The organism is Algibacter sp. L3A6, from assembly GCF_009796825.1.
In the GTDB taxonomy this organism is placed as follows: Bacteria; Bacteroidota; Bacteroidia; order Flavobacteriales; family Flavobacteriaceae; genus Algibacter.
In genome coordinates this window covers 2,125,654-2,149,350 of the sequence record NZ_CP047030.1, presented here as the reverse complement: position 1 = coordinate 2,149,350, position 23,697 = coordinate 2,125,654, and the positions used below count along the sequence as shown (strand labels likewise).

Genomic DNA, 23,697 nt, shown 5'->3' with positions numbered 1-23,697 from the left:
TTATTTGCTTAAGTAAAAATTCCCCTGAAAAGGTTTAGTCATCCCGTCTTTCGGATCGAAAACATAAAAATAAACTCCAGAAGACAATTGCTTCCCTAGTGTTCCCGAGACATTCGATTTACCCGAAAATAACGGTGTGCTTTTTATACCTTTATAAACAGTAACTCCATATCTGTTATGAATATTTAATTCGAAATTTGGATAGGTTTCCGGTAAATTACATAAATCGAAAACATCGTTTACACCATCACCATTAACGGAAATACCATCTTTAATACAACTTTCGCAATTATCATCTCCAAAAGGTAGGATAGTAGCCGTCATGGCTATTTTGGGAGATTCGCAACCATTTTCATCTAAAGCGGCAACAAAATAGTCTTCGCCGTTTATTAAAATAGTCCCTAATGGTAATGGAGTTGTGTCAATGGCTGTATCATACCAATTAAAATCATATCCATTATTCGCGACTAAGCTATTAACGGTTTCACCATCTACAGCGCAGAAAGTTTGATTAGATGTTGTTGGCACCTCAACTTCAGAAACAGTAATTTCTATTAAGGCTGTATCTAAAAGACATGAAGCATGCCCTTGAATTTCGTATCTAAAATTATAAACTCCAGCCACCAATTGAGAAACATCTAACAAATTCCCTATGGGTAAATTACCATTATCTACATCTATAAAAACACCACCGCTGTTAGCTGAATCATCTAGATAATCTATTAAATCTATTTCCAAATCAGATCGGCACACATCATAAGCAACATCCTCTCCTGCACTTGGACTCTTATAAAGAGTTACCGTAATAGTTGCCTCACTACCAGAACACATAGTTGTGCCCTCTGGCGATACATTATCAGGAACTGTATAAGTATAAACTCCGGCATCAGCTGTTTTTGGATCAAATCCAGCTTTATAATCGGTTGTAATAAATCCGTTTGGTCCTGTCCAGGTTCCTGTTCCACTAGGATTTCCGTCTAATTCATCAAACAAATCAACAACACCATTATTATCGCAAACATCTAATAGCGTATCTACACCAGCTGTATATTCTTCATAAACTGTAAACGATAAATTTACCGAATTAATACAGCCTTTTTCTGTTACAGTTGAATAAGTAAAATCGAAAAGCTGACTATCTTTAACTTGGGGCAACTCGTAGGTTGTTGGGTTTGTAATCGTTTCTCCAGAAATATTATCAACCCATATTCCTAAAGGTCCTTGGTAAATTGGGCCATCAACACTATTGATATTCAAACGAGAAAACAGATCAAAAGGACTTGCTATTAACGGATCATTTTCGCAAAACTCCATACCTACAGTGTCTTCACCTGGATAATTATTAGGCAATAAAACAATAGTAACATAAGTGAATTTAGGATCGCATGGCGACGTACCACTACTTCCACAAGCATTACACAAACTAGAAACATAATAACTAAAAACGTAGGTACCTGCATTGGCTTGAGTAAGTGTATTTAAATTTATATAACCAGAATCGGTATCTGTTCTAATATCCGAAGGTCCTGAAATAAAACTCCACGAGTTACACCCTAATACTTCTGGATAATTATACAATACACCGTTTTCTGTTGTAAAAATTAATTCGTTGTACAAGCTTATACCTGCCGGCTTATTATCATCCAAACACACTTCCAAAGGCTGAGCTTGATAAAAAGGTTTAATAGGTTCGTAAATTCTAAATACCACTTCCGATTCTTTACTTGGGCAATCGGTTAAAGAAGACCTCGCTTCTACCGAGTATGTATACGTAAACTCTCTACAGCCAAAATTAGATTTACTACTTTTTAAATTATCATAAACCTCTCTAATATTAATATTAGAATCTGCTGGGTTTGAAATTTGGTTTGTAGGATCAAAAGCAGATTTCCAAGTACCTTCTACATCTTCACCTACAAGGAATCTATCATCTGTTAAATCAATATCTGCATCCCACATTCCAGATAATATATCACTCTCACAAATGTCATAAGTTGAAGGTTCTCCAGAAAGTACATCACGAATAACTTCTACTTTAAAATAAGATACTTTTTCTGAATCGCATGGCGACACACCATAAACGGTATATTTAAATTCGAAAACATCAAACTCTACTAGATCACCATAAGGCTCATAAGGAATTTCGGCATTAAACTTACCTTCAACACTTAAGCCTTTAAAATTACTTGGGTCTCCCATATTCCCTACAAACTCCCAAACACCATTTTTGTGAGGTGATGGTTGTGACTCGAAAACTTGAAATAAATCGAAACCAGCTAGCACGGCTTGACATACCGTAACATTCGCATCATTAACTCCTGCAGGAGGCAAAGGTTTCCCTTCAAAAGGGCCGAGAACAATATTTAATCGTGTTTTTATTCCATCGGGACACGCACTAGACGTATCGATTAATTGAAACTGGTACGAATCGATATCAACCGAAGCATCTTTTAAGTCCCATAAATATAAATCGCCAGTAGATACATCTAGGGAGAAATTATAATTTGGATCGAACCAAGTGCCCGAAGCCGATGTTATTGGCGTTGAAATTCCAGGAAGAGCATTATAAACGTCGTATAAATTAATTATTCCGTCGGGCGTTCCGTCAGCATCCTTATCAACGATTGTCATGTCACAAACATTATAAGTTACTACTTCATCGCATTGCGCATGTACTTTTGCAAAACAAGATAATAGAAGAGCAAAAGCCAAAAAGAGGACTTTTTTCAATTGAGTTAATTTAGGTTTTGTGCAAAGTATTATTTACAATGCCTAGGCAAAGGTGTGGAAAATAAAAACCTACAACTAAAAAATGAAGGAAAAAGTTAAAATTAAATGCATAATATCCGTTTTTTATGCATTTAAACGATTAAAAGTCATAAAAACATGCTATATTTTAACATAAAAACGTCAAAAAATTCACTTTTTAAACACAAAACAGATTATCGGATTTTCCATTTTCTTACCCAAACCATCATCAATCTATCTAAATTCACTAGCATAAACCTCTTAAACAGTTTAACGAATCTCACAAATTAACAAGCGCTAAACGATGTAAAAAGACTTTTTATCCACCAAAACATTTTAACATAATTCACGATTTAATAAGAAGACAACTTCTAAAGAGTATTTATATTACGGCGTAGAATTAGAAACCTGTAACATTTTACCGTTATAATACTTATTTCCGTTAAGTGAAAAATCGAAAATATACTGAGCCATTTCTAAAGCTGTAGTTGGTGCTTGATAACCAGGAAAGGCTTCTTCCAGCATTTCGGTTTGTACAGCTCCTAAAGCCAATACATTAAAAGCAATACCAGATTCTTTATATTCTTCCGCTAAGAGCTCTGTAAGCGTAATTACAGCTGCTTTACTAGAACTATATGCTGCTAAGCCAGGAAACTTCATACTGCCTTGCACACCACCCATAGAACTAATAGTAACCACGTGGCTTGAAGTCTGCATAAACGGAAGTACTTTTCTAGTTATTTCGGCAACACCAAAGACATTTGTTTTATAAACCGCTTCAAAATCTGCAATTGTTATTTCTGCAAACGGTTTGTTTAGTAAAGCGCCAGCGTTATTGATTAAAACATCAACTTGTTTCCAATTTTCAGAAATAAAAGTTTCAACTTTCTCGTAATCCTTTTCGTCATTTAAATCAAAAGAAAAACAAGTAACGTTTTCTAAATTTAAATTACTAATAGGTTTTTCATTCCGCGAAAGCGCCAATACATTATGCCCTTCGTTTGCAAAAAGTTGTACCAACTCAAAACCAATACCTCTACTTGTTCCTGTAATAATTATATTTTTACTCATTGGTAAGTTTTATTTCTTTAGTTGAAGCGTTTATCATCCCTTCTAGAGCAGGAATCATTTTATTTATAAAGTTCGTCATGTGCTTAAAATCCATGTTTTCAGTTTCGTCATCCACATGATGATAATAATCAAAATTTGTGAAATCGAAGGTTGAAATGGCTTGCGCCGGAATTTGAAAAGATTTGTAGAATGGATAATTATCTGAACGTTTAAACAAATTAAATTCTTTTGCCTTTGGCAGGAACCCTATAATTTCAGTATTAGCGTAACTGTTTAATTTTTCAGCCATATTCGATTCTTTATAGCCGGTAACATAAGCCATAGATTCTCCTTCTGCTCTAGGCACACCAATCATCTCGAAATTAATCATGGTATATACATTTAAACTATCGCTTTTTAAACGCTCTGCTAAATGTCCAGAACCTTTTAAACCCATTTCTTCTGCAGCATAAAGCGTAAACAAAACACTGCGCTTATTAGTTTTAGTTTCAGAAAAATATTTTGCCCATTCCATAACAGCCACTGTACCCGAAGCATCATCGTTCGCACCGTTTGCAATAACATCGCCATTAAATTCTTTTGCCGTACCAATATGATCGTAATGCGCACCTAAAATCACGAATTCATCTTTTAAAACAGGATCATTACCTTCAATATAACCGACAACATTATAGCCCGTAATATCCTTTACATTAAAGATATCTCTATAAGTTTCAAAATAAGGTTTTACATTATTTTCATTAAAGAAGTTCTCTATAAAAACGGCTGCTTTTTCTATACCAATACTTCCTGTACTTCGTCCCTCCAAAGCATCGGATGCTAAATACTCTAAACTTGTTTTAATAGATTTTTCTTCTATTTTATTTTGAGCAGCACAGCTAAAAACAAACATTACTAAACTAAGACTTAATATATTTTTCATATTTCAATTTAAAAATTAAAGATAAAAAAAACCTGCTTCAATAATATGAAACAGGTCTTTATATTTAGATTTTGAAAAATCTGGTTACACCAACATGGTTACAGGGTTTTCAATATATCCTTTTAATGTTTGAAGGAATAAAGCACCTGTAGCACCATCAACCGTTCTATGATCGCAAGCTAATGATAACTTCATGGTATGTCCAACAACAATTTGTCCGTTTTTAACTACTGGCTTTTCAACAATATTTCCAACAGAAAGAATTGCAGAGTTTGGTTGATTGATAATCGATGTAAACGTATCGATACCAAACATCCCTAAGTTAGACACAGTAAATGTGCTACCTTGCATTTCATCTGGAGTTAATTTTTTGTTTTTAGCTTTACCTGCAAGTTCTCTAACCGCAGCACCAATTTGTGGTAACGATTGCTCGTTTGCAAACTTAACAACTGGCACAACTAAACCATCTGGAACTGCTACTGCAACACCGATATGTACGTGATTGTTTAATCTCATTTTATCTGCAAACCACTGAGAGTTTACTTGAGGATGTTGTTTTAACGCTAAAGCACAAGCTTTAACAACAATATCGTTATAAGATATTTTAGTATCAGGAATTGAGTTAAACTGCGTACGGAAAGACATAGCGTTTTCCATATCGAACTCCACACTTAAGTAGTAATGTGGTGCAGAAAACTTAGAGTTTGTTAACGCTTTAGCAATTGCTTTACGCATTTGCGAGTTATCAACCTCATCAAAATCTTCTTGACCAGAAGGTACAAACTTACCCGCTGCTGCCGCAGAAGTTGCAGGCTCGTAATTTTCTATATCACGTTTTACAATACGTCCGTTTTCTCCAGATCCTTGTATTTTTGTTAAGTTAATACCTTTATCTTCAGCTAGCTTTTTTGCTAATGGAGATACATGTACACGTCCGTCTGCCGTTACTGGCGTTGGAGCAGGTGCGCTTGTTTTAGGTTTAGAAGGAGCAGCTGGTGCAGGCACACTTTTAGGAGCTTCTTTTTTCGCTTCGGCCTTTGGAGCTTCTGCTTTAGCAGCTGGTGCAGCCGTACTAAAACTAGAGGCAACTCCAGAAACATCTGTTCCCGCAGGGCCAATAATAGCTAAAAGCTCATCTACTTTTGCAGAATCACCTTCTTGCAAACCTATAAATAATAAAGTACCAGATTGGAATGATTCAAATTCCATTGTTGCTTTATCCGTTTCAATTTCAGCTAAAATATCGCCTTCTTCAACGCTATCGCCTACTTTTTTCAACCAAGTTGCAACAGTACCTTCTTCCATGGTATCACTTAAACGTGGCATGGTAACAACTATAACACCTTCTGGCAATTCTGCCGATGCTGTTGTTGCTTCTTTAGTTTCTTCTACTGCCGGAGCAGCTTCTTCTGTTTTTTCTTCAGTCGCTTCCGCGGAAGCACCACCACCGTTTAAAAGGGCAGAAATATCTTCACCTTCATCACCAATAATAGCTAAAAGTTCATCTACCTTAGTAGTTTCACCTTCTTGAACACCAATATGAAGCAAAGTACCTTCATTGAAAGACTCAAATTCCATTGTGGCTTTATCCGTTTCAATTTCAGCTAAAATATCGCCTTCTTCAATTTTATCTCCTACTTTTTTCAACCAAGCTGCAACGGTACCTTCTTCCATGGTATCGCTTAAACGAGGCATATTTACTACTATTGCCATAGCTTATATTTTGTGTTGTATAAATGGATAATCTTCTTGTTCGTATACCATATCGTAAAGCTGTTGCTTTTCTGGGTATGGAGATTCGTCTGCAAATTTTTCACATTCTGCAACAAGATCTTTAACACGCTTATCGATTATTTTAATATCATCTTCAGAAGCATATTTGTTTTCAAGAATAACATCTTTTACTTGCGTAATTGGATCTATTTTCTTGTACTCCTTAACTTCATCTTTTGTTCTGTAATGTTGAGCATCACTCATTGAGTGACCTCTGTAACGGTAAGTTTTTAACTCTAAGAAAGTTGGACCATCACCACGACGACCTCTTTGAATAGCTTCATCAAAAGCTTCAGCAACTTTAATAGGGTTCATACCATCTACAGGTCCGCAAGGCATATCATAACCTAAACCTAATTTCCAGATATCTGTATGGTTCGCTGTTCTTTCTACTGAAGTTCCCATAGCATAACCATTGTTTTCACAAACAAATACTACTGGTAACTTCCAAAGCATTGCTAAGTTGAATGCCTCGTGAAGAGAACCTTGTCGTGCAGCACCATCACCAAAGCAACATAAAGTTACGGCATCGCTACCGTGATATTTATCGCCAAATGCAATACCTGCTCCTAAAGGAATTTGACCACCAACAATACCGTGACCACCATAAAAACGAAATTCTTTAGAAAAAATATGCATAGAACCTCCCATACCTTGAGATGTTCCTGTTACTTTACCAAACAATTCTGCCATTACACGTTTAGGATCTACTCCCATACCAATAGGTTGAACGTGATTACGGTAAGCGGTTATCATTTTATCTTTAGTCAAATCCATAGCGTGCAAAGCACCTGCTAAAACAGCTTCTTGACCATTGTATAAGTGAAGAAATCCTCTTACTTTTTGTTGAATGTAAACGGCAGCTAGCTTGTCTTCAAACTTTCTCCAGAATAACATGTCTTCATACCATTTGAGGTAAACCTCTTTTGTGATTTTTTGCATCGACTAGTATTAATGTTTTTATTTCGCGAAAGACAAAAGTAACACATTGCAAGTAATTGTAAAAACCCAATGCCCTTAAAGTGAAAAAAATATTAAAAAAACTTAATTTGAGAACGCCTTTAAATTATCTTCAAATAATTTGAACGAATACTGATTTTTTAAAAATCTAAAGCGCTGATTTATCAAAACCTAGAGGCAATAAATTAGCCAATGAATTTGACTTAGCAACTTTACCTGTTTCGCCCATAAAATAAATTTCTATTGGGCTATCTTGTTTCACCTCATATTCGGCTATAGATTGGCGGCAAGCACCACATGGAGGAATAGGTGCTAAAGTTGTTTTTATTTTTGATCCAGCCGTTATAGCCATACGTACAATTTTTGCTTCTGGATACTTTGCTCCAGCATAATATATTGCTGTGCGCTCGGCACACAAACCAGATGGGTATGATGCGTTTTCTTGGTTACTACCTGTAATTATTTCATTGTTATCCAAAAGTATGGCAGTGCCCACATGAAATTTAGAATATGGTGCATAGGCTTTATCTCGAGCTTCTATAGCTTTTCCCATTAATGCAACAACATCATCAGGTGTTTCATTTAAATCATCATAAACGTATAAAGTGGATTCTATCTTTACTTCTTTCATATATTTTTTATTAGTGTAACGGGTTTTCAACTTCAGAAGCTTTAAAATTTGTTTTAAATTTCATCTCAATTATTGAAAAATCTAAAGTTTTGAACGCAACAATGTAAGCTAAAAGTTGATATCTACAACCAAAGCCGTTATTTTTTTTCAATTTACACCACTACTTTATGACGTAAAAAGAAATTAAAAATTTAGAAATATGCGTGAAAAACTATTTTTTAATCTCTAATTTCTCAGCAAAATAATCACAGAAATCCTTCATGGTTGCTGTCATTTTTTCGTCTTGTGTAGCACGGTTAAATGTGTTACTCATAGCCACAAGTGTTTGATGAAAAAAGACTTTCATCTCATCTACAGGCATATCTTTTGTCCAAAGATCAATACGTAAACTTTCTTGTGTTTTAGAATCCCAAACCGATAGCATCATGGCTTTAGCCTCAGCATTCGAAATTCCACCATCTTGTGCTGTCCAATGTAATTTTTCTGGAACTCGATTTTCATCTAACTCCACATTCAATTCAATTTTAGATTTTATATTAGCCATTACTTTTTTTTGGTTTAAATTTTGATTTATTAAAGAGTTCTTCGGCATTCATAATCAACATATCTTTAAAAGATGTGTCGTTATTATCCATGTAAGCTTTCACTATTTTCCAGCCTACATACTGCCCTATTTTACCAGGCGACTCGCCATCTATGCCTTCTAAATAGAACTTAGAAAATGGCGCTGGGTTTATAAAGCGGTTGGGCAATTTAGAATTTGTACTGTATAGCAATTCGCGTTCTACAAAATATTGCCAAACAGAACTTTCATTATTTTCAACCCAAGTTAACTCGTCTTCGGTGTAACTTATTCGTTCATTTTCTAACTTAAAAGGAATAACCTGATCTTTAAAATACAGAATTTTACCGAAATAGATCATTTCATCTAAAAGCGTTTTTCTTTCCGGTTGAAAAACATATTTCTTAGCATATTCCTCGGCCACATCTACAACAATTTGTTCTTTCCTTAAATCTTCCGAAATGTATTTTGGAATACTTTGATAGAAATAATGATCTTTCCCCAAATAAGCATCTAAAGCCACCAAAACAATAGTATCGGTAACAATAACACGGTTTCTATAATCTACATTACTAGTTGTAGTTATAATTCTTGGCGTTTTTAATTCAGGAAAATAATAATGAATATAGCTAAGCAATTCCTCTAGCTCTTCTTCTATGTTTTGATAACCTGAAAACACTTTATCAACCTCGCCACTTAGCTCTTGCTGTAAAGTATCATTAACCTTATCCATCCAAATAGAATCTGCTATAGCTTCAGGAAACATAAACGGATAAGCCTTTTTTAATTTAGGCAGTTCTTCTAGATTAGTTTGTGCAAAAAACCGGTCGAAGCGCTCTACAGAAATATCTATCTTGTTGTTCTCCAATGCTAATTCTACATCACTTTTATTTTTACAAGAAAAAACACAAATAGCAACAAGGATTATTAATGACAGTTGTTTCATACTAAAACTTAAACGTTTTAAATTTTTATTAATTGAGTGATTACAGTATTTTTGTTGACAAAGGTAGTATTCTTATATCAAAACTCTTCTAAAATGCAAACAGAAAAAGTAGTAGATTATATTGTAAATTGGTTAAAAGATTATGCAACAAAAGCTGGAGTAAACGGTTTTGTAATAGGTGTTTCTGGGGGTATAGACTCGGCAGTTGCGTCTACATTATGTGCAAAAACAGGATTAAATGTTTTATGTATTGAAATGCCAATACACCAAGCCGAAAGCCATGTTACTCGTGCACAAGAACATATTACCCAACTATCTAAACGTTTTGGTAATGTTAGTGATACTAGAACCGATTTAACACCAGTATTCGAGTCTTTTAAATCTGAATTGTTTTCCGACGGAGATAAAGCTACAGTCGATATGGCACTGGCCAATACGAGAGCACGTTTACGCATGACGACTTTATACTATTATGCCGGACTTTATAAACTATTAGTTGCAGGAACAGGTAATAAAGTTGAAGATTTTGGTGTTGGTTTTTACACAAAATACGGTGATGGAGGTGTAGATTTAAGTCCAATCGCAGATTTATTAAAATCTCAAGTTTACGAAATTGGTGAGTTTTTAGAAGTTCCAGAAGCTATTATGAAAGCCGCTCCTAGCGACGGTCTTTTTGGAGATACAAGAAGTGATGAAGATCAAATTGGAGCCTCGTACCCCGAGTTAGAATGGGCGATGTCGATGGATGAAGCAGGTAAAACAGATGCTGAATTTTCTGGACGTGAGCTTGAAGTTTTTAAAATTTACAAAAGATTTAATTCTAGCAATAAACACAAAATGATTGCTATCCCCATCTGCGATATTCCTGATAATTTGATGTAATTTTTGCAAAACACGTAAAAAACTCATACTTTAGCCCCCGAGCTTTTTTCTTTCAAGTAGTATATTCTCTCAACCCTTTACAATGAAAGCTCGGAAAATTATGATAAAATTATTAATAGCAGACAACCATCCTATTACGAGGAAAGGATTAGAGGTGCTTTTTTCTGCCTCACCAAACATCGAAATTGTTGGAAGTTTACAAGATGGAAATGACATCTTAGATTTCATTAGAAAAAACGAAGTAGACATTATTTTAACTGAAGCTGATTTCCCTAAGCTTAATGGATTAACTCTTTTACGTTATTTAAAAAATGATTTCCCCGACATTAAAACCGTAATTTTTAGCGGTGAACCTGAAGAAGTTTATGCAATAAATGCTATTAAAGCAGGAGCTTCTGGATTTATCCATAAATCTGTAAATGTGATTACTATCAACGAAGCTATTTTAAAAGTTTACGATGGTGGTATTTATTTAAGTAATGATCTAACCCAACAACTAGCGTTTGGGAACAGAGTGAACAAAGGCTCTGGAACGTTTTACAAAAAGTTATCTACTAGAGAAGCTGAAGTTTTAAAGCTTTTAACTATTGGTAGAAAAAACAAAGAAATCTCTAAAGAATTAGACATTAACGAAAAAACAGTAAGTACTTACAAAGCGCGTTTAATGCGTAAGCTTAAAGTAACAAACCTTATTGACTTAGTTAATCAAGCGAAACTAGCAGAACACCTATAGTACGCGGTTTAATTTTCGAGATAACAACATTTTAAGACCCGAATAGTCTCTTACTTCTTCTAGTATGTTTCTATTCGAGTCTTTTTTATTTTGCAACGTTTCTTGTTGAAACTCTTTTACTTTTTGATCTATTAAAAAGCAACGCAAATTAAGTATGGTCTCGCTTACTAGTTGTGCTATACTCATTTTTTTCTCCTTCGGAAAAATATTCATTCTATTCCAATCGTCTAGCGCATAGCGATCATCATCCATTAAAATGGTAGTAATTTCACTAGACATATCTGTACTTACGGTATTGATGAAAGTTTTTAACTCGAATTTAGTATCCTGATTTAATCTATCAATAATAGTGTAATACAGCTCTTTAAAATGTGTGTTTGTAAACTCCATTTCATCATCCTGCAAATCCAAAAACACTTTTTCAAATACTTTTGCCTCATGCACAACAGGTTCTAAAACCAAATCGCCTTTTTCGTTTTCTTTCAAAACTAAGTCCTCGAACTCCTCTACCTCATTACCATAAAGTAATAGTACTTCAATAATTTTTCGTTCTAAAAGATACTGAACATCTACTTTTTTTACCGGTTCTTTATTAGTAATTACCTCAAACGGATAATTATCCGGAGGACCTTCTCTTGGGTCTTGATTTGGATCCATATTCGGATCCATATTATAATTCTGCTTATTAGTTGCTGGTTTCGAGCTATTATCTTTAGCCGTTTTACTCTCAATTTGTGCAAGCGTACTGAATAATACAGATTCGCTCATATCCATTATACGAGCACACTCCTGAATGTAAATCTCTTTCTTTATCTGATCTGGAATTTTAGAAATACTATTTACAATATCTCTAACCGTATCTGCTTTTTTAATCGGGTCGTTTTTAGACTCTTCGAATAAAATAGAAGCTTTAAATTGAATAAAATCTTTAGCATTTTCAGTTAAATACGTAGATAGTTCTTCTAAGGTATTTTGTTTTGCAAAACTATCGGGATCTTCTCCTTCAGGAAAGGTACAAACCTTAACGTTCATGCCTTGCTCTAAAATTAAATCGATACCACGCAGCGATGCTCGCATACCTGCAGCATCTCCATCAAAAAGCACGGTAATATTTTTGGTAAGTCTATTTATTAATCTAATTTGATCTGGCGTTAATGCGGTACCAGAAGATGCCACAACATTTGTTATCCCTGTTTGATGAAACTGAATAACATCGGTATAACCTTCAACCAAATAACAGTTATCTTCTTTTGCTATACTTTGCTTAGCATGATAAATACCATACAACACCTTACTCTTATGGTAGATATCACTTTCTGGCGAATTCATATACTTGGCTGCTTTTTTATCAAGCACCAAAATACGGCCACCAAAACCTAACACACGGCCACTCATACTTTTTATAGGAAACAACACACGACCTTTAAAACGATCGAAACGTTTATCTCCTTTAACAATAGTTAACCCTGTTTTTGCTAAAAAATCGATATTATAACCTTGTTTTAAAGCCTCATCGGTAAAACCTTGCCATTCGTTTAGTGAATATCCTAAATCAAATTTTTTAATAGTTTCTTCTGTAAAACCACGCTCTTTAAAATAACTTAATCCAATAGATTTTCCTTGGTCTGTTTTATGAAGAATTTTCTGAAAATAAGTATTTGCGAATTCACTAACCAAATACAAACTTTCGCGCTCATTAGCTTGTTCTTTTTGTTCGTTAGATTGTTCGGTTTCTTCTATTTCAATATTATACTTTTTTGCTAAATACTTTATAGCTTCAGGATAAGTAAAATGCTCGTGTTCCATTAAAAAAGACACCGATGTACCGCCTTTTCCTGTTGAAAAATCTTTCCAGATTTGCTTCACTGGCGATACCACAAAACTTGGTGAGCGCTCGTCACTAAAAGGGCTTAACCCTTTAAAGTTACTTCCTGCTTTTTTTAAGTTTACAAAATCGCCAATAACCTCCTCTACTCGGGCGGTTTCAAATACTAAATCTATGGATGCTGGTGATATCAAATTTAATTTTTTAAAGTAAAAACAATTTATTATTTAAATAATCGCGGTTCATTTTAAGCAAATTCAGCTTCAAAAAGCGATTTAAAATGTTTTAGTAATTTTTCTTTTACCTCAACCTCATCAACTGTTTTTTGAGCTAACTCTACGTTAAGTGATGTCACTGCTTTACCGCGAATACCACATGGTATAATATTATCAAAATACCCCAAATTAGCATTTACATTTAATGCAAATCCATGCATGGTAACCCAACGACTAGCGCGCACACCCATAGCACAAATTTTACGAGCAAAAGGTGTTCCAACATCAAGCCAAACTCCTGTTTCACCTGGGCTTCTTTCTGCCTTTAATCCATATTCTGCTAAAGTTAAAATAATCATTTCTTCTAAAAAACGTAAATATTTATGAATATCGGTGAAAAAATTCTCCAAATCTAAAATAGGATAACCAACAATTTGCCCTGGACCATGATAAGTAATATCTCCTCCTCTATTTATTTTATAAAAGCTCGCGCCTTTTTCGGCCAACTGTGCTTCATTTAAAAGCAAGTTCGACAAATCGCCACTTTTACCCAAAGTATATACATGCGGATGCATAACAAACAAAAAATAGTTTTTGGTTTTTAGAGCGGTTTCCTCTCTCCTATTCTTTATTTTTGCATCAACAATACCCTTAAACAAAGCCTCTTGGTAATCCCAAGTATCTTTATAATCTTTATAGCCTAAATCCTGCAGTTCAATTTGCTTATTCATAGGCTGCAAAATTACAATATTTTAAGGAGAAAGATTAACGTAAAACAGCAATAAGACAAAAGTAAAATTAAAGATATGTCTAAAAAAAAACATACCATTCAAGCCAATCCCTTTATTGTACCAACAACCGATGGCAAAATCATTAAAGAGCATTTTGGAAACACAACCGATGGCAATAAAGACATCAGTATTGCACACATGAAAGCCCCTGCAGGTTGGAGTGAGCCTTTTCAAACTCCTGAATTCGATGAGTTTACCTTTATTATTGGTGGTAAAAAACAATTTATCATCGATGGCGAAACTATTATTTTAGAAGCGGGACAATCTATAAAAATTGAACGCAATACTAGAGTACAATACTCTAATCCATTTACCGAAGTTTGTGAATACATTGCTATTTGCACCCCTGCTTTTTCAATAGACTTAGTAAACCGAGAAGCGTAATCAAAAATGAAAAAATACATCCCTAAAATTATTGGCAACAGCATAAATGCTATTGGTTTTTTAGCTCCAAAATACGCGGCACACCTATCTATTGTTTTATTTTCTTCACCTAAAAAAGGAAAAACAAACGAAAAGCAAGCGGCTTACCTAAAAAGCGCCCAACAAGACGAACTTATTTGCAACGATATTAAAATAAAAACTTACCAATGGCCCGGTAAAAAAGACACTATTTTGTTGGCACATGGATGGGAAAGCAACACCTACCGCTGGAAAGATTTAATTGAACTTCTAAAAGCTGAAGATTATAACGTGATTGCACTAGATGCTCCTGCACACGGAAGTTCTGGCGGAAAACTTTTTAACGCTTTAATTTATTCTGAATGTATACACGCTGTGGCTAAAAAATTTAAAGCAACAACTATTATCGGGCATTCAGTTGGCGGTATGGCTACCGCTTTTGGTAATTACAATTTACCAATAGACCATGTAGAAAAACTTGTACTTCTAGGAGCTCCTGCAGATTTCACAGGTGTTTTCTCTAGATATATAGATATGATGGGTTATAACAAACGTGTTTCTAAAGCAATGAATACCTATGTTTTAAAACGCTTTAATAATTTACCTGAATATTTTAATGCAGCACAATTTACTCAAGAGTTTAAAGCAAAAGGACTTATTGTTCACGATAAAAAAGATAGAATTATTCCTTATAAAGATGGATTGAAATTTAAACAAAACTACGCTAATGGTGAGTTTGTTTCTACTAAAGGTTTTGGACATGGTTTAAAATCAGATTTAGTTTACAATCATATTTTAGACTTTTTAAACACTTAATTAACCTATTTTTGCAAGATGGAAGTACAATTAAAACGTATTAATAAATTTTTAAGTGAAGTAGGTTATTGCTCTAGACGTGAAGCCGATAAATTAATCGATGCTGGTCGCGTAACCATTAATGGCGAAATTCCAGAAATGGGAACTAAAATAGCGCCTAACGATGTTGTTTGCGTAGACGGTAAAGAAATTACAAACACAAAAACATCATTTGTTTATTTAGCTTTCAATAAGCCTGTTGGCATTGTTTGCACTACCGATACTTCTGTAGAAAAAGATAATATTATTGATTTTATTAACTATCCAAAACGTATTTTCCCTATTGGAAGATTAGACAAACCTAGTGAAGGTTTAATTCTGCTAACCGACGACGGAGATATTGTAAATAAAATTCTTAGAGCAAGTAATAATCACGAAAAAGAATATGTTGTTACAGTAGACAAACCTATATCTCAAACGTTTATTGAACGCATGGCGGGTGGAATCCCTTTAGCAGATTTGAATAAAACTACTAAAAAATGTGAAGTTCAAAAGATAAACACTTACACCTTTAAAATTATTTTAACTCAAGGTTTAAACCGCCAAATTAGACGTATGTGCGATTACCTAAACTATGAAGTCGAAACCTTAAAACGTGTTAGAATTATGAATATTAAACTCGATATGCCTATTGGAGAATATCGAGAATTAAGCAAAGAGGAGTTTACAGACCTCAATAAACTACTTAGCGATTCTGCGAAGGTACACGAACAAAAAAAGACAATACATAATAAAACGAATCGCAGTAGCTAAGCTTTTTGCAATTTATTAATCAAACTCTGAGCTACATAGAAGTGCTCCCAATCCCTTTTTACAAAACCGTTAATCGTCAAAAAACAGCATTTAATCGACACTTATCGTCTGGTCGTCTTAAATAAACCACAATATAACCACCGCTCACTACTTTTGCAGAACACTAATAACCAGCATTTTAGCACTATGAGCGTATTTTTTAAAAAAGCATTATGGAGAATCTTTATCCTATTGTGCGTATTTACCACCATTTCTTGTGAAAAGGAATCTGAAATAGATGAAATAACAGACGTCACTCCGGAAGAAATTCCTTATCATATCCCTCCGGAACATAAAATTTATAACGACTCCATATTAAAACAAATATTAGAAGAAGAACTCTCACTAATTAAACAACACAAGAATAACGGGTCAACAAAAAACATATCAGGAATGATAGTAGACAAATCTAACCCGAAAAAAGTCTATGTTCATTATTTACCTTGGTTCCAGTCCAAGCCATACGATGGTTACTGGGGGCAACACTGGACCATGACAAACCGAGACCCAAACCATGTGAATTCTTATGGCGTTAATGACATCGCTTCGTACTACAACCCCTTAATAGGTCCTTATTCCTCTTCTGATCCGGACCTACAAGAATATCATTTCTTATTAATGAAACTAGCAGGAATTGATGGTGTAATATTCGATTGGTACGGAAGCCGCAACATACACGATTACGGCTTAATAAAGAATGCTACTGAAACGTTTATTTCTCAACTTGAAAATGTAGATTTAGACTTTTCTATTATGTATGAAGACAGGGTTGCTTACATGGAACAACCGCAAACAATAGAAGACCCCATCCAAAGAGCCAAAGAAGATTTCAGCTATATTAAAGACGTCTATTTTAAAAGTTCAAACTATTTAGAGTTTAACAACTCAAAATTAATTTCTGTTTTTGGCCCTCATTATTTAACGAGTGAAAATGACTGGAATAGTATTTATGACATTTTTTCTGAAACAGAACAACCTTCGTTAATCTCTTTATGGGCAAAAAAGAATACTTTAGGAAATCATTTTAAAGGTGAGTTTTTATGGGTAGCTCCCGACCATTTATTAGCACAAGATTATTACTATGAAAATTACGCTAATGCTAATGAAATAACAATAGGATCTACTTATCCTGGATTTAACAGCTTTTATGAAGAAGGCGGATGGAGCGATGGCATAAACACCTGGGTACTACCTAAAAATAATGGCTCTACATTTATACAAACCTTAAACAATTCGGGTTACGAAAACGCAAACTTTATTCAAATAATTACATGGAATGATTTTGGAGAAGGCACCATGATAGAACCAACAACACAGTTCGGCTTTAAATACCTAAGCATACTACAAGAATATACCGGAACTAATTACACTGAAGATGATTTAGCCACAGTAGTAAGACTCTACCAATCTAGAAAAAACCATGCAGACAGCCCTATAGCAATGCAGTTACTAGATAATAGCTACAATTACATAAAGCAATTAAAAATAGAAAGAGTCAATATGATTTTACAAGCTATTGATCGGTTCTATTAATACAACCGATCAATATTATATTTATTATTACAATGCTAATGATTTAAACAGATAAATGCCTCTCCCTAGCTAATAATGTGTTTTTAAGCAGCATAGCAATGGTCATAGGTCCAACTCCACCAGGAACAGGTGTAATATAACTCGCTTTTTGGCTTACACTCTCAAAGTGTACATCGCCTGCAAGTCTATAGCCATTCTTTTTAGTAGCGTCTGGAACACGTGTGATACCAACATCGATAATTACAACATCTTCTTTAACCATATCACCGGTTAAAAACTCAGAGATACCAATAGCAGCGACAACAATATCAGCTTCAAGAGTAATTTCTTTTAGATTTTTAGAGCGACTATGAACAACGGTTACTGTTGCATCACCAGCTTTTCTTTTCTGACTCATTAAAATACTCATTGGGCGACCAACAATATGACTACGCCCCATAACAACAACATTTTTACCCGATGTCTCTACTTGGTAACGTTCTAACAGTTCTAAGATACCGTAAGGTGTTGCTGGTAAAAAAGTTGGCAAATCTAAAGCCATTCTACCAACATTTGTTGGGTGAAAACCATCTACATCTTTATCTGGATGCACAGCCATTAAAACCTTTTGCTCATCAATATGGCCAGGCAATGGTAATTGCACAATAAAACCATCAATATCACTATCGGTATTTAATTGATTTATTTTTTCTAGTAATTCTTCTTCAGTAGTATAATCTGGTAAATCTATTAAAGTAGAATTAAACCCAATACGCTCGCATGCCTTTACTTTTGCGTTAACATAAGTCATACTTGCTCCATCGGTCCCTACTAAAACAGCTGCCAAATGCGGCACTTTTTCTCCTTTAGCAATCATAGCACTAACATGCTCGGCTATTTCATCTTTAATATCGTTACTTACTTTTTTTCCGTCTAAAATTGTCATATAAAATATAGTTTTCAGTGGCAGTCGCGGTCACAGTGCTCACTCTTATATGCATACTCTACATTTCAAGCATGCGTTATTTTTATTTTAACCTTCTATTTTTACTCCGAATTTCCCCGGATTATTTATCATGTAATTTATTAGTCTACCAATCTCTTTTCCTTGTTCCGAAAAACGCATATAATCTTCCGATGATATATAATTACAAGCCAAAGCAAAATCTATCCACGTATTCGTTTCAGAATTCTCTCCGTCTGCATCTGTTAATTTACTAATGAAATGTTTAGGATATCGCCTTTTACGATATGCCTCTGCAATGTTTGCGCAAACAGAGCGAGAACTTCTCCTAATTTGATCGGTTAAAGAATAAGTCTCCTCCTTTGGAAAACCTTTTGACACATTAAAAATATGCATTGACAAATCGAATGCTTTTTTATAGGCCAATAATTCTTTAAAATCCATATTTCAACTGTAAACTGAGACTGAGACTGAGACTGAGACTGAGACTGTAAACTAAATAATTATTTCATATTCTGCATCATCTGCATCATCTTTTTGCCACCACCACCTTGCATCATCTTCATCATTTTGCTCATTTGGTTGAATTGCTTTAAAAGCTGATTTACTTGTTGTACAGAAGTACCAGAACCTTTACCTATTCTTACTTTTCTACTTGCGTTAATAATAGCAGGGTTTGTTCTTTCGCTTGGCGTCATAGAATGAATAATAGCTTCAATACCTTTAAAAGCATCATCATCGATATCTACATCTTTAAGCATTTTACCAGCACCAGGAATCATACCCATAAGGTCTTTCATGTTTCCCATTTTCTTTATTTGCTGAATTTGCTTTAAGAAATCGTCGAAACCGAATTGATTTTTAGCAATTTTCTTTTGAAGTTTTCTAGCTTCAACCTCATCAAATTGTTCTTGTGCACGCTCTACTAAAGACACCACATCTCCCATACCTAAAATACGGTCGGCCATACGTGATGGGTAGAACACATCGATAGCTTCCATTTTCTCACCAGTACCAATAAATTTAATTGGTTTGTTTACTACCGACTTAATAGAAATTGCTGCTCCACCTCGGGTATCACCATCTAATTTAGTAAGAATAACACCATCGAAGTTTAAGACATCGTTGAAAGATTTTGCAGTATTTACAGCATCTTGTCCCGTCATAGAATCTACAACAAACAAAGTTTCTTGAGGATTTATGGCTTTATGAATGTTTGATATTTCGGTCATCATGGCCTCATCTACAGCTAAACGACCCGCGGTATCAATAATAACCACATTATGTCCGTTTGCTTTTGCATGTGCAATACCTGCTTGCGAAATAGCCACCGGATCGGTATTACCTCTATCACTAAAAACCTCTACACCAATTTGATCACCAACAACGTGTAACTGATCTATTGCCGCCGGACGATAAACATCACAGGCTACCAATAAAGGTTTTTTAGTTTTTTTGTTTTTTAAATAATTTGCAAGTTTACCAGAAAAGGTTGTTTTACCAGACCCTTGTAAACCCGACATTAAAATAATACTTGGCGTACCAGATAAATTAATACCTTCTACATCGCCACCCATAAGTTCAGTAAGCTCATCTTTTACAATTTTAACCATTAATTGCCCTGGTTGCAGGGTGGTTAAAACGTCTTGCCCTAGAGCCTTTTCTTTTACTCGGTTGGTAAAATCTTTAGCTATTTTAAAGTTAACATCGGCATCTAAAAGTGCACGACGAACTTCTTTTAAAGTTTCGGCTACGTTTACTTCGGTTATGCTTCCGTGACCTTTTAATACGTGTAAGGCTTTATCTAATTTATCGCTTAAATTATTGAACATGGTTTTTAAGTATTGAGTTGGCAATCCGCACTTGACAGTCCATGGTTGGCTATCCAAGAGTTAACGGCTTGCTATCTTATTAAAAATGAAGTGCAAAAATAATGAAATATTTTGTTTTTTTCGATGAATTTACCCGTTTTTGTTCCGCAAGAATTTAGGTAAAAAAAAGAACGAAGCAGACTAAAAACCAAATTATTAGCTACACATTCCAAACCTACAGAATAGAATTTATAAGCTGAAATATTATAGACAAAGAAGACTAACCATCAATTTGGGGTGATTAAAAAAACTGATTATTCAATAAATGAAAGAATTTTATTATATCAAATATTATCATTAACCTTGCTGTTCGCAAAAAACAAAACCCATGAAAACCTACTTTAAAATTTCATTAACATTATTAATTTCTCTAATGATAAGTTGTTCGGACGACGACGACAATTCAGGAGATAACATTTCTAATCAAATATTACAAGGACAAGTATTTGGAAATGATTTTACAGCTTTAGGAGGTAAAGCATTCGATTCTGGTGAAGATATTTCTGTAAATATTACAAATATAGTCGCTGACTGTGAATCTTCTGTTCTTAATTATGACCTAGAAATATCTACTTACGCTACACCTGAAGTAGGTGTTTATGAAGGGATAAATGTTGTTTTCAATAAAGAAGGAGAAGCGCCATACAACTATTTAGATGCCACTGTTGAAGTAACATCACTTACTGAGACTGAAATTACTGTAAAAATTAAAGCCGATTCTAGTTCTGATAAAACTGTTGAAGGCACATTTACAGTGCCTTATTGCCAATAAGACATATCTAATCTTATTTTAATGGGACGTTGCAACTAATAGTTGTAACGTCCCTTTTTTATTCGAATAAACTAAAACTTAGTTTTTAGGATTATTTAAAATAACTAGCGCTGCAATGACGCCTGGCACCCAGCCACAGAGCCATAGCAAGAAAACGATTATTATAGATCCGCAGCCTTTATCTAAAACGGCTAATGGCGGACAAATGATTGAAAGTAAAACTCTCCAAAAACTCATAATGATTTGATTTTGATTGATTATTTTAATTATTTGACGTTTTATTAAACGTTTTGTTACAGCTTTTTTTAAAGTTTAAGAGTTTCAGATATTGAATTTACCTAATTACAAAAAAATATTACTATTTAGAAAACAACTTCACTAAATGGCTCGCGCTAGGGATAGCAGTGAAAAGCCCACAGCAGAGTCAATGGCAATTGGACCTGCGAGGACTTGCAACGTATAGCCCGACCCTTGTGGTAGCGCCCAAAAAAAAATGAGGAATTGTTAATGGAAAATGGACCACCAAATGTTTATCTTTGTGCCTTTAAAATTTTTAGAGCATTTAGACTATGTCGCAATTATCAGAACAAGAACTTGTAAGAAGAGAGAAATTAGTAAAATTACGCGCTATGGGCATTAACCCATATCCAGCGGATTTATACCCTGTAACCCACACATCGAAATCGATAAAACAGGATTTTACAGAAGAAAAACAGGTGGTTGTTGCTGGTAGATTGATGGCAATAAACATACAAGGTAAAGCATCGTTCGCGCAGTTGCAAGATGGTGAAGGACGTATACAGGTATATTTTAACCGTGACGAAATTTGCGCTGGTGAAGATAAAACCAAATACAATGATGTTTTTAAGAAATTACTAGATTTAGGTGATTTTGTTGGTATTGAGGGTAATTTATTTACAACTAAGGTTGGCGAAAAAACTGTTCGTGTTAAAGATTTTACTTTATTAAGTAAGGCTTTAAAACCATTACCATTACCGAAAGAAAAAGACGGAAAAGTATTTGATGCTTTTACCGATCCTGAATTACGTTACCGCCAACGTTATGCCGATTTAGTGGTTAACCCACACGTAAAAGAGGTATTTGTTAAGCGTACTAAATTATTTAATGCCATGCGTTCGTTTTTTAACGATGCTGGATATTTTGAGGTTGAAACTCCGGTTTTACAACCTATTCCGGGTGGTGCTGCGGCGCGCCCATTTATTACACACCACAACAGTTTGGATATCCCGTTGTATATGCGAATTGCCAACGAGTTGTACTTAAAACGACTTATTGTTGGTGGATTTGATGGGGTTTACGAATTCTCGAAAAACTTTAGAAATGAAGGGATGGACAGAACACACAACCCTGAATTTACAGCTATGGAAATCTACGTATCGTACAAAGATTACAACTGGATGATGGATTTCTGTGAGCAACTTTTAGAGCATTGTGCTATTGCCGTAAACGGAAAAAGCGAAGCTACTTTTGGTGAGCATAAAATTGATTTTAAAGCGCCTTACGCTCGTGTTACCATGGCAGACTCTATTAAACACTTTACAGGGTTTGATATTACTGGTAAAACTGAAGATGAAATTAGAGCTGCTGCAAAAGGCATGCATATTGAGGTGGATGATACCATGGGTAAAGGGAAATTAATTGATGAAATTTTTGGGGAAAAGTGTGAAGGCAACTACATACAACCAACTTTTATTACAGATTACCCAAAGGAAATGAGCCCACTATGTAAAGAGCATAGAGATAACCCAGAACTTACTGAGCGTTTTGAGTTAATGGTTTGTGGTAAAGAAATTGCAAATGCATATTCTGAATTAAACGACCCTATTGACCAACGTGAGCGTTTTGAGCACCAATTAAAGCTTGCTAAAAAAGGTGACGATGAAGCTACAGAATTTATTGATGAAGATTTTTTACGAGCTCTAGAATACGGTATGCCTCCAACATCTGGTATGGGTATTGGTATGGACCGCTTAATTATGTTTTTAACAAACAACCAGTCTATACAAGAGGTTTTATTCTTTCCGCAAATGCGACCTGAAAAGAAAGCGTCTTCGGTTGAATTGAACGACGATGAGAAAGCTTTACTTGCATTAATTGAAAAGGTTGAAAATATCGATTTAAATGCTTTAAAAACACAAAGCGGGTTGTCTAATAAAAAATGGGATAAAACTATTAAAGGCTTAACAAAAAATAATTTGGCAAAGGTTACAAAAACCGATGATGGATTATTTGTAGAAGCTGTATAACCACCAAAATATTTTACAACACAAAAAGGCCCGTAATTTAACTAAAATTACGGGCCTTTTAATAACTAACTAACTTATCAACTTTTATGAAATTGAGATTTAAGGTTAACTACTCCTTAAATTCTATACAAAGAAACAGCCTAAATTTGAAAACATAATACTTGTTTAGATTTGTTTAACACACTTTTAATGTATTTTATAAT

Annotated in this window: 22 protein-coding genes; 8 read left to right on the top strand and 14 right to left on the bottom strand. The window is 34.5% G+C overall.

The window, feature by feature from the left end:
- The 8 genes from GQR98_RS09045 to gldB all read right to left on the bottom strand — a co-directional run bounded on the left by GQR98_RS09045 (window position 1) and on the right by gldB (window position 9,613).
- Entirely contained in the window at window positions 1-2,730 is a 2,730-nt protein-coding gene (locus GQR98_RS09045) for a gliding motility-associated C-terminal domain-containing protein (protein WP_159019226.1), read from the bottom strand.
- A gap of 405 nt (window positions 2,731-3,135) precedes the next feature.
- Window positions 3,136-3,819, bottom strand: coding sequence for an SDR family NAD(P)-dependent oxidoreductase (locus GQR98_RS09040; RefSeq protein WP_159019225.1), 684 nt, complete (start codon window positions 3,817-3,819; stop codon window positions 3,136-3,138).
- Window positions 3,812-4,741, bottom strand: a complete 930-nt coding sequence (locus GQR98_RS09035; RefSeq protein WP_159019224.1) for a M28 family metallopeptidase — start codon at window positions 4,739-4,741, stop codon at window positions 3,812-3,814. Before GQR98_RS09035 ends, GQR98_RS09040 begins: the two co-directional genes overlap by 8 nt.
- Window positions 4,742-4,825: 84 nt before the next feature.
- Window positions 4,826-6,454 carry a pyruvate dehydrogenase complex dihydrolipoamide acetyltransferase gene (locus tag GQR98_RS09030; RefSeq protein WP_159019223.1) on the bottom strand — a complete coding sequence of 543 codons (1,629 nt, stop codon included), beginning with the start codon at window positions 6,452-6,454 and terminating at the stop codon, window positions 4,826-4,828.
- 3 nt (window positions 6,455-6,457) lie between these two features.
- Entirely contained in the window at window positions 6,458-7,456 is a 999-nt protein-coding gene (gene pdhA, locus GQR98_RS09025) for a pyruvate dehydrogenase (acetyl-transferring) E1 component subunit alpha (protein WP_159019222.1), read from the bottom strand.
- A 166-nt stretch (window positions 7,457-7,622) separates the two neighbouring features.
- Window positions 7,623-8,105, bottom strand: coding sequence for a cytidine deaminase (gene cdd / locus GQR98_RS09020; RefSeq protein ID WP_159019221.1), 483 nt, complete (start codon window positions 8,103-8,105; stop codon window positions 7,623-7,625).
- 211 nt (window positions 8,106-8,316) lie between these two features.
- Complete coding sequence (gene gldC / locus GQR98_RS09015; RefSeq protein WP_042504278.1) at window positions 8,317-8,649, bottom strand: gliding motility protein GldC; 333 nt, start codon at window positions 8,647-8,649, stop codon at window positions 8,317-8,319.
- Window positions 8,642-9,613 carry a gliding motility lipoprotein GldB gene (gene gldB, locus GQR98_RS09010; protein WP_159019220.1) on the bottom strand — a complete coding sequence of 324 codons (972 nt, stop codon included), beginning with the start codon at window positions 9,611-9,613 and terminating at the stop codon, window positions 8,642-8,644. The genes gldC and gldB overlap by 8 nt, the downstream gene beginning before the upstream one ends.
- Window positions 9,614-9,706: 93 nt before the next feature.
- Here gldB and nadE point away from each other — a divergent pair, with 93 nt between their 5' ends.
- Both nadE and GQR98_RS09000 read left to right on the top strand, forming a co-directional pair.
- Complete coding sequence (gene nadE, locus GQR98_RS09005) at window positions 9,707-10,495, top strand: NAD(+) synthase (RefSeq protein ID WP_159019219.1); 789 nt, start codon at window positions 9,707-9,709, stop codon at window positions 10,493-10,495.
- A 100-nt stretch (window positions 10,496-10,595) separates the two neighbouring features.
- Window positions 10,596-11,228 carry a response regulator gene (locus GQR98_RS09000; protein WP_042504465.1) on the top strand — a complete coding sequence of 211 codons (633 nt, stop codon included), beginning with the start codon at window positions 10,596-10,598 and terminating at the stop codon, window positions 11,226-11,228.
- Here the strand turns inward: GQR98_RS09000 and dnaG are convergent.
- Both dnaG and lipB read right to left on the bottom strand, forming a co-directional pair.
- Window positions 11,223-13,247 carry a DNA primase gene (dnaG, locus tag GQR98_RS08995; RefSeq protein ID WP_159019218.1) on the bottom strand — a complete coding sequence of 675 codons (2,025 nt, stop codon included), beginning with the start codon at window positions 13,245-13,247 and terminating at the stop codon, window positions 11,223-11,225. The genes GQR98_RS09000 and dnaG overlap by 6 nt on opposite strands.
- Window positions 13,248-13,300: 53 nt before the next feature.
- Window positions 13,301-13,999 (bottom strand): lipoyl(octanoyl) transferase LipB, encoded by a 699-nt coding sequence (lipB, locus tag GQR98_RS08990; protein WP_159019217.1) that lies wholly within the window; start codon window positions 13,997-13,999, stop codon window positions 13,301-13,303.
- Window positions 14,000-14,074: 75 nt separating this feature from the next.
- Here lipB and GQR98_RS08985 point away from each other — a divergent pair, with 75 nt between their 5' ends.
- The 4 genes from GQR98_RS08985 to GQR98_RS08970 all read left to right on the top strand — a co-directional run bounded on the left by GQR98_RS08985 (window position 14,075) and on the right by GQR98_RS08970 (window position 17,641).
- Entirely contained in the window at window positions 14,075-14,443 is a 369-nt protein-coding gene (locus GQR98_RS08985; protein ID WP_159019216.1) for a cupin domain-containing protein, read from the top strand.
- Window positions 14,444-14,449: 6 nt separating this feature from the next.
- On the top strand, window positions 14,450-15,277 hold the full coding sequence (locus tag GQR98_RS08980; RefSeq protein WP_159019215.1) for an alpha/beta fold hydrolase: 828 nt from the start codon (window positions 14,450-14,452) through the stop codon (window positions 15,275-15,277).
- A gap of 18 nt (window positions 15,278-15,295) precedes the next feature.
- Entirely contained in the window at window positions 15,296-16,069 is a 774-nt protein-coding gene (gene rluF / locus GQR98_RS08975) for a 23S rRNA pseudouridine(2604) synthase RluF (protein ID WP_159019214.1), read from the top strand.
- Window positions 16,070-16,255: 186 nt separating this feature from the next.
- Entirely contained in the window at window positions 16,256-17,641 is a 1,386-nt protein-coding gene (locus GQR98_RS08970) for a glycoside hydrolase family 71/99-like protein (protein WP_159019213.1), read from the top strand.
- 43 nt (window positions 17,642-17,684) lie between these two features.
- Here GQR98_RS08970 and GQR98_RS08965 read toward each other — a convergent pair whose 3' ends face one another.
- The 3 genes from GQR98_RS08965 to ffh form a co-directional block, all read right to left on the bottom strand.
- Window positions 17,685-18,566 (bottom strand): bifunctional 5,10-methylenetetrahydrofolate dehydrogenase/5,10-methenyltetrahydrofolate cyclohydrolase, encoded by an 882-nt coding sequence (locus GQR98_RS08965; RefSeq protein ID WP_159019212.1) that lies wholly within the window; start codon window positions 18,564-18,566, stop codon window positions 17,685-17,687.
- A gap of 87 nt (window positions 18,567-18,653) precedes the next feature.
- On the bottom strand, window positions 18,654-19,028 hold the full coding sequence (locus GQR98_RS08960) for a four helix bundle protein (protein ID WP_159019211.1): 375 nt from the start codon (window positions 19,026-19,028) through the stop codon (window positions 18,654-18,656).
- Between the two features lie 59 nt (window positions 19,029-19,087).
- Entirely contained in the window at window positions 19,088-20,416 is a 1,329-nt protein-coding gene (gene ffh, locus GQR98_RS08955) for a signal recognition particle protein (RefSeq protein WP_159019210.1), read from the bottom strand.
- 367 nt (window positions 20,417-20,783) lie between these two features.
- Between ffh and GQR98_RS08950 the strand changes: the two genes are divergently transcribed.
- A complete protein-coding gene (locus GQR98_RS08950; protein ID WP_159019209.1) occupies window positions 20,784-21,227 on the top strand; it encodes a hypothetical protein in 444 nt (147 codons plus the stop codon).
- 78 nt (window positions 21,228-21,305) lie between these two features.
- On the opposite strand, the gene GQR98_RS08945 is transcribed toward GQR98_RS08950, so the two are convergent.
- Window positions 21,306-21,464, bottom strand: a complete 159-nt coding sequence (locus GQR98_RS08945; RefSeq protein WP_158845287.1) for a YqaE/Pmp3 family membrane protein — start codon at window positions 21,462-21,464, stop codon at window positions 21,306-21,308.
- 332 nt (window positions 21,465-21,796) lie between these two features.
- Between GQR98_RS08945 and lysS the strand changes: the two genes are divergently transcribed.
- On the top strand, window positions 21,797-23,494 hold the full coding sequence (lysS, locus tag GQR98_RS08940; RefSeq protein ID WP_159019208.1) for a lysine--tRNA ligase: 1,698 nt from the start codon (window positions 21,797-21,799) through the stop codon (window positions 23,492-23,494).
- Window positions 23,495-23,697 lie beyond the last annotated feature (203 nt).

Bases quoted from the DNA above. Each gene is read 5' to 3' on its own strand.
- pdhA (WP_159019222.1), bottom strand. From the start codon at position 7,456: ATGCAAAAAATCACAAAAGAGGTTTACCTCAAATGGTATGAAGACATG.
- nadE (WP_159019219.1), top strand. From the start codon at position 9,707: ATGCAAACAGAAAAAGTAGTAGATTATATTGTAAATTGGTTAAAAGAT.
- GQR98_RS08965 (WP_159019212.1), bottom strand. From the start codon at position 18,566: ATGACAATTTTAGACGGAAAAAAAGTAAGTAACGATATTAAAGATGAA.
- GQR98_RS09035 (WP_159019224.1), bottom strand. From the start codon at position 4,741: ATGAAAAATATATTAAGTCTTAGTTTAGTAATGTTTGTTTTTAGCTGT.
- GQR98_RS08950 (WP_159019209.1), top strand. From the start codon at position 20,784: ATGAAAACCTACTTTAAAATTTCATTAACATTATTAATTTCTCTAATG.
- cdd (WP_159019221.1), bottom strand. From the start codon at position 8,105: ATGAAAGAAGTAAAGATAGAATCCACTTTATACGTTTATGATGATTTA.
- rluF (WP_159019214.1), top strand. From the start codon at position 15,296: ATGGAAGTACAATTAAAACGTATTAATAAATTTTTAAGTGAAGTAGGT.
- lysS (WP_159019208.1), top strand. From the start codon at position 21,797: ATGTCGCAATTATCAGAACAAGAACTTGTAAGAAGAGAGAAATTAGTA.
- ffh (WP_159019210.1), bottom strand. From the start codon at position 20,416: ATGTTCAATAATTTAAGCGATAAATTAGATAAAGCCTTACACGTATTA.
- gldC (WP_042504278.1), bottom strand. From the start codon at position 8,649: ATGGCTAATATAAAATCTAAAATTGAATTGAATGTGGAGTTAGATGAA.
- gldB (WP_159019220.1), bottom strand. From the start codon at position 9,613: ATGAAACAACTGTCATTAATAATCCTTGTTGCTATTTGTGTTTTTTCT.
- GQR98_RS08980 (WP_159019215.1), top strand. From the start codon at position 14,450: ATGAAAAAATACATCCCTAAAATTATTGGCAACAGCATAAATGCTATT.
- GQR98_RS08945 (WP_158845287.1), bottom strand. From the start codon at position 21,464: ATGAGTTTTTGGAGAGTTTTACTTTCAATCATTTGTCCGCCATTAGCC.
- GQR98_RS08960 (WP_159019211.1), bottom strand. From the start codon at position 19,028: ATGGATTTTAAAGAATTATTGGCCTATAAAAAAGCATTCGATTTGTCA.
- GQR98_RS09000 (WP_042504465.1), top strand. From the start codon at position 10,596: ATGATAAAATTATTAATAGCAGACAACCATCCTATTACGAGGAAAGGA.
- GQR98_RS09030 (WP_159019223.1), bottom strand. From the start codon at position 6,454: ATGGCAATAGTAGTAAATATGCCTCGTTTAAGCGATACCATGGAAGAA.
- GQR98_RS08985 (WP_159019216.1), top strand. From the start codon at position 14,075: ATGTCTAAAAAAAAACATACCATTCAAGCCAATCCCTTTATTGTACCA.
- lipB (WP_159019217.1), bottom strand. From the start codon at position 13,999: ATGAATAAGCAAATTGAACTGCAGGATTTAGGCTATAAAGATTATAAA.
- GQR98_RS09040 (WP_159019225.1), bottom strand. From the start codon at position 3,819: ATGAGTAAAAATATAATTATTACAGGAACAAGTAGAGGTATTGGTTTT.
- GQR98_RS08970 (WP_159019213.1), top strand. From the start codon at position 16,256: ATGAGCGTATTTTTTAAAAAAGCATTATGGAGAATCTTTATCCTATTG.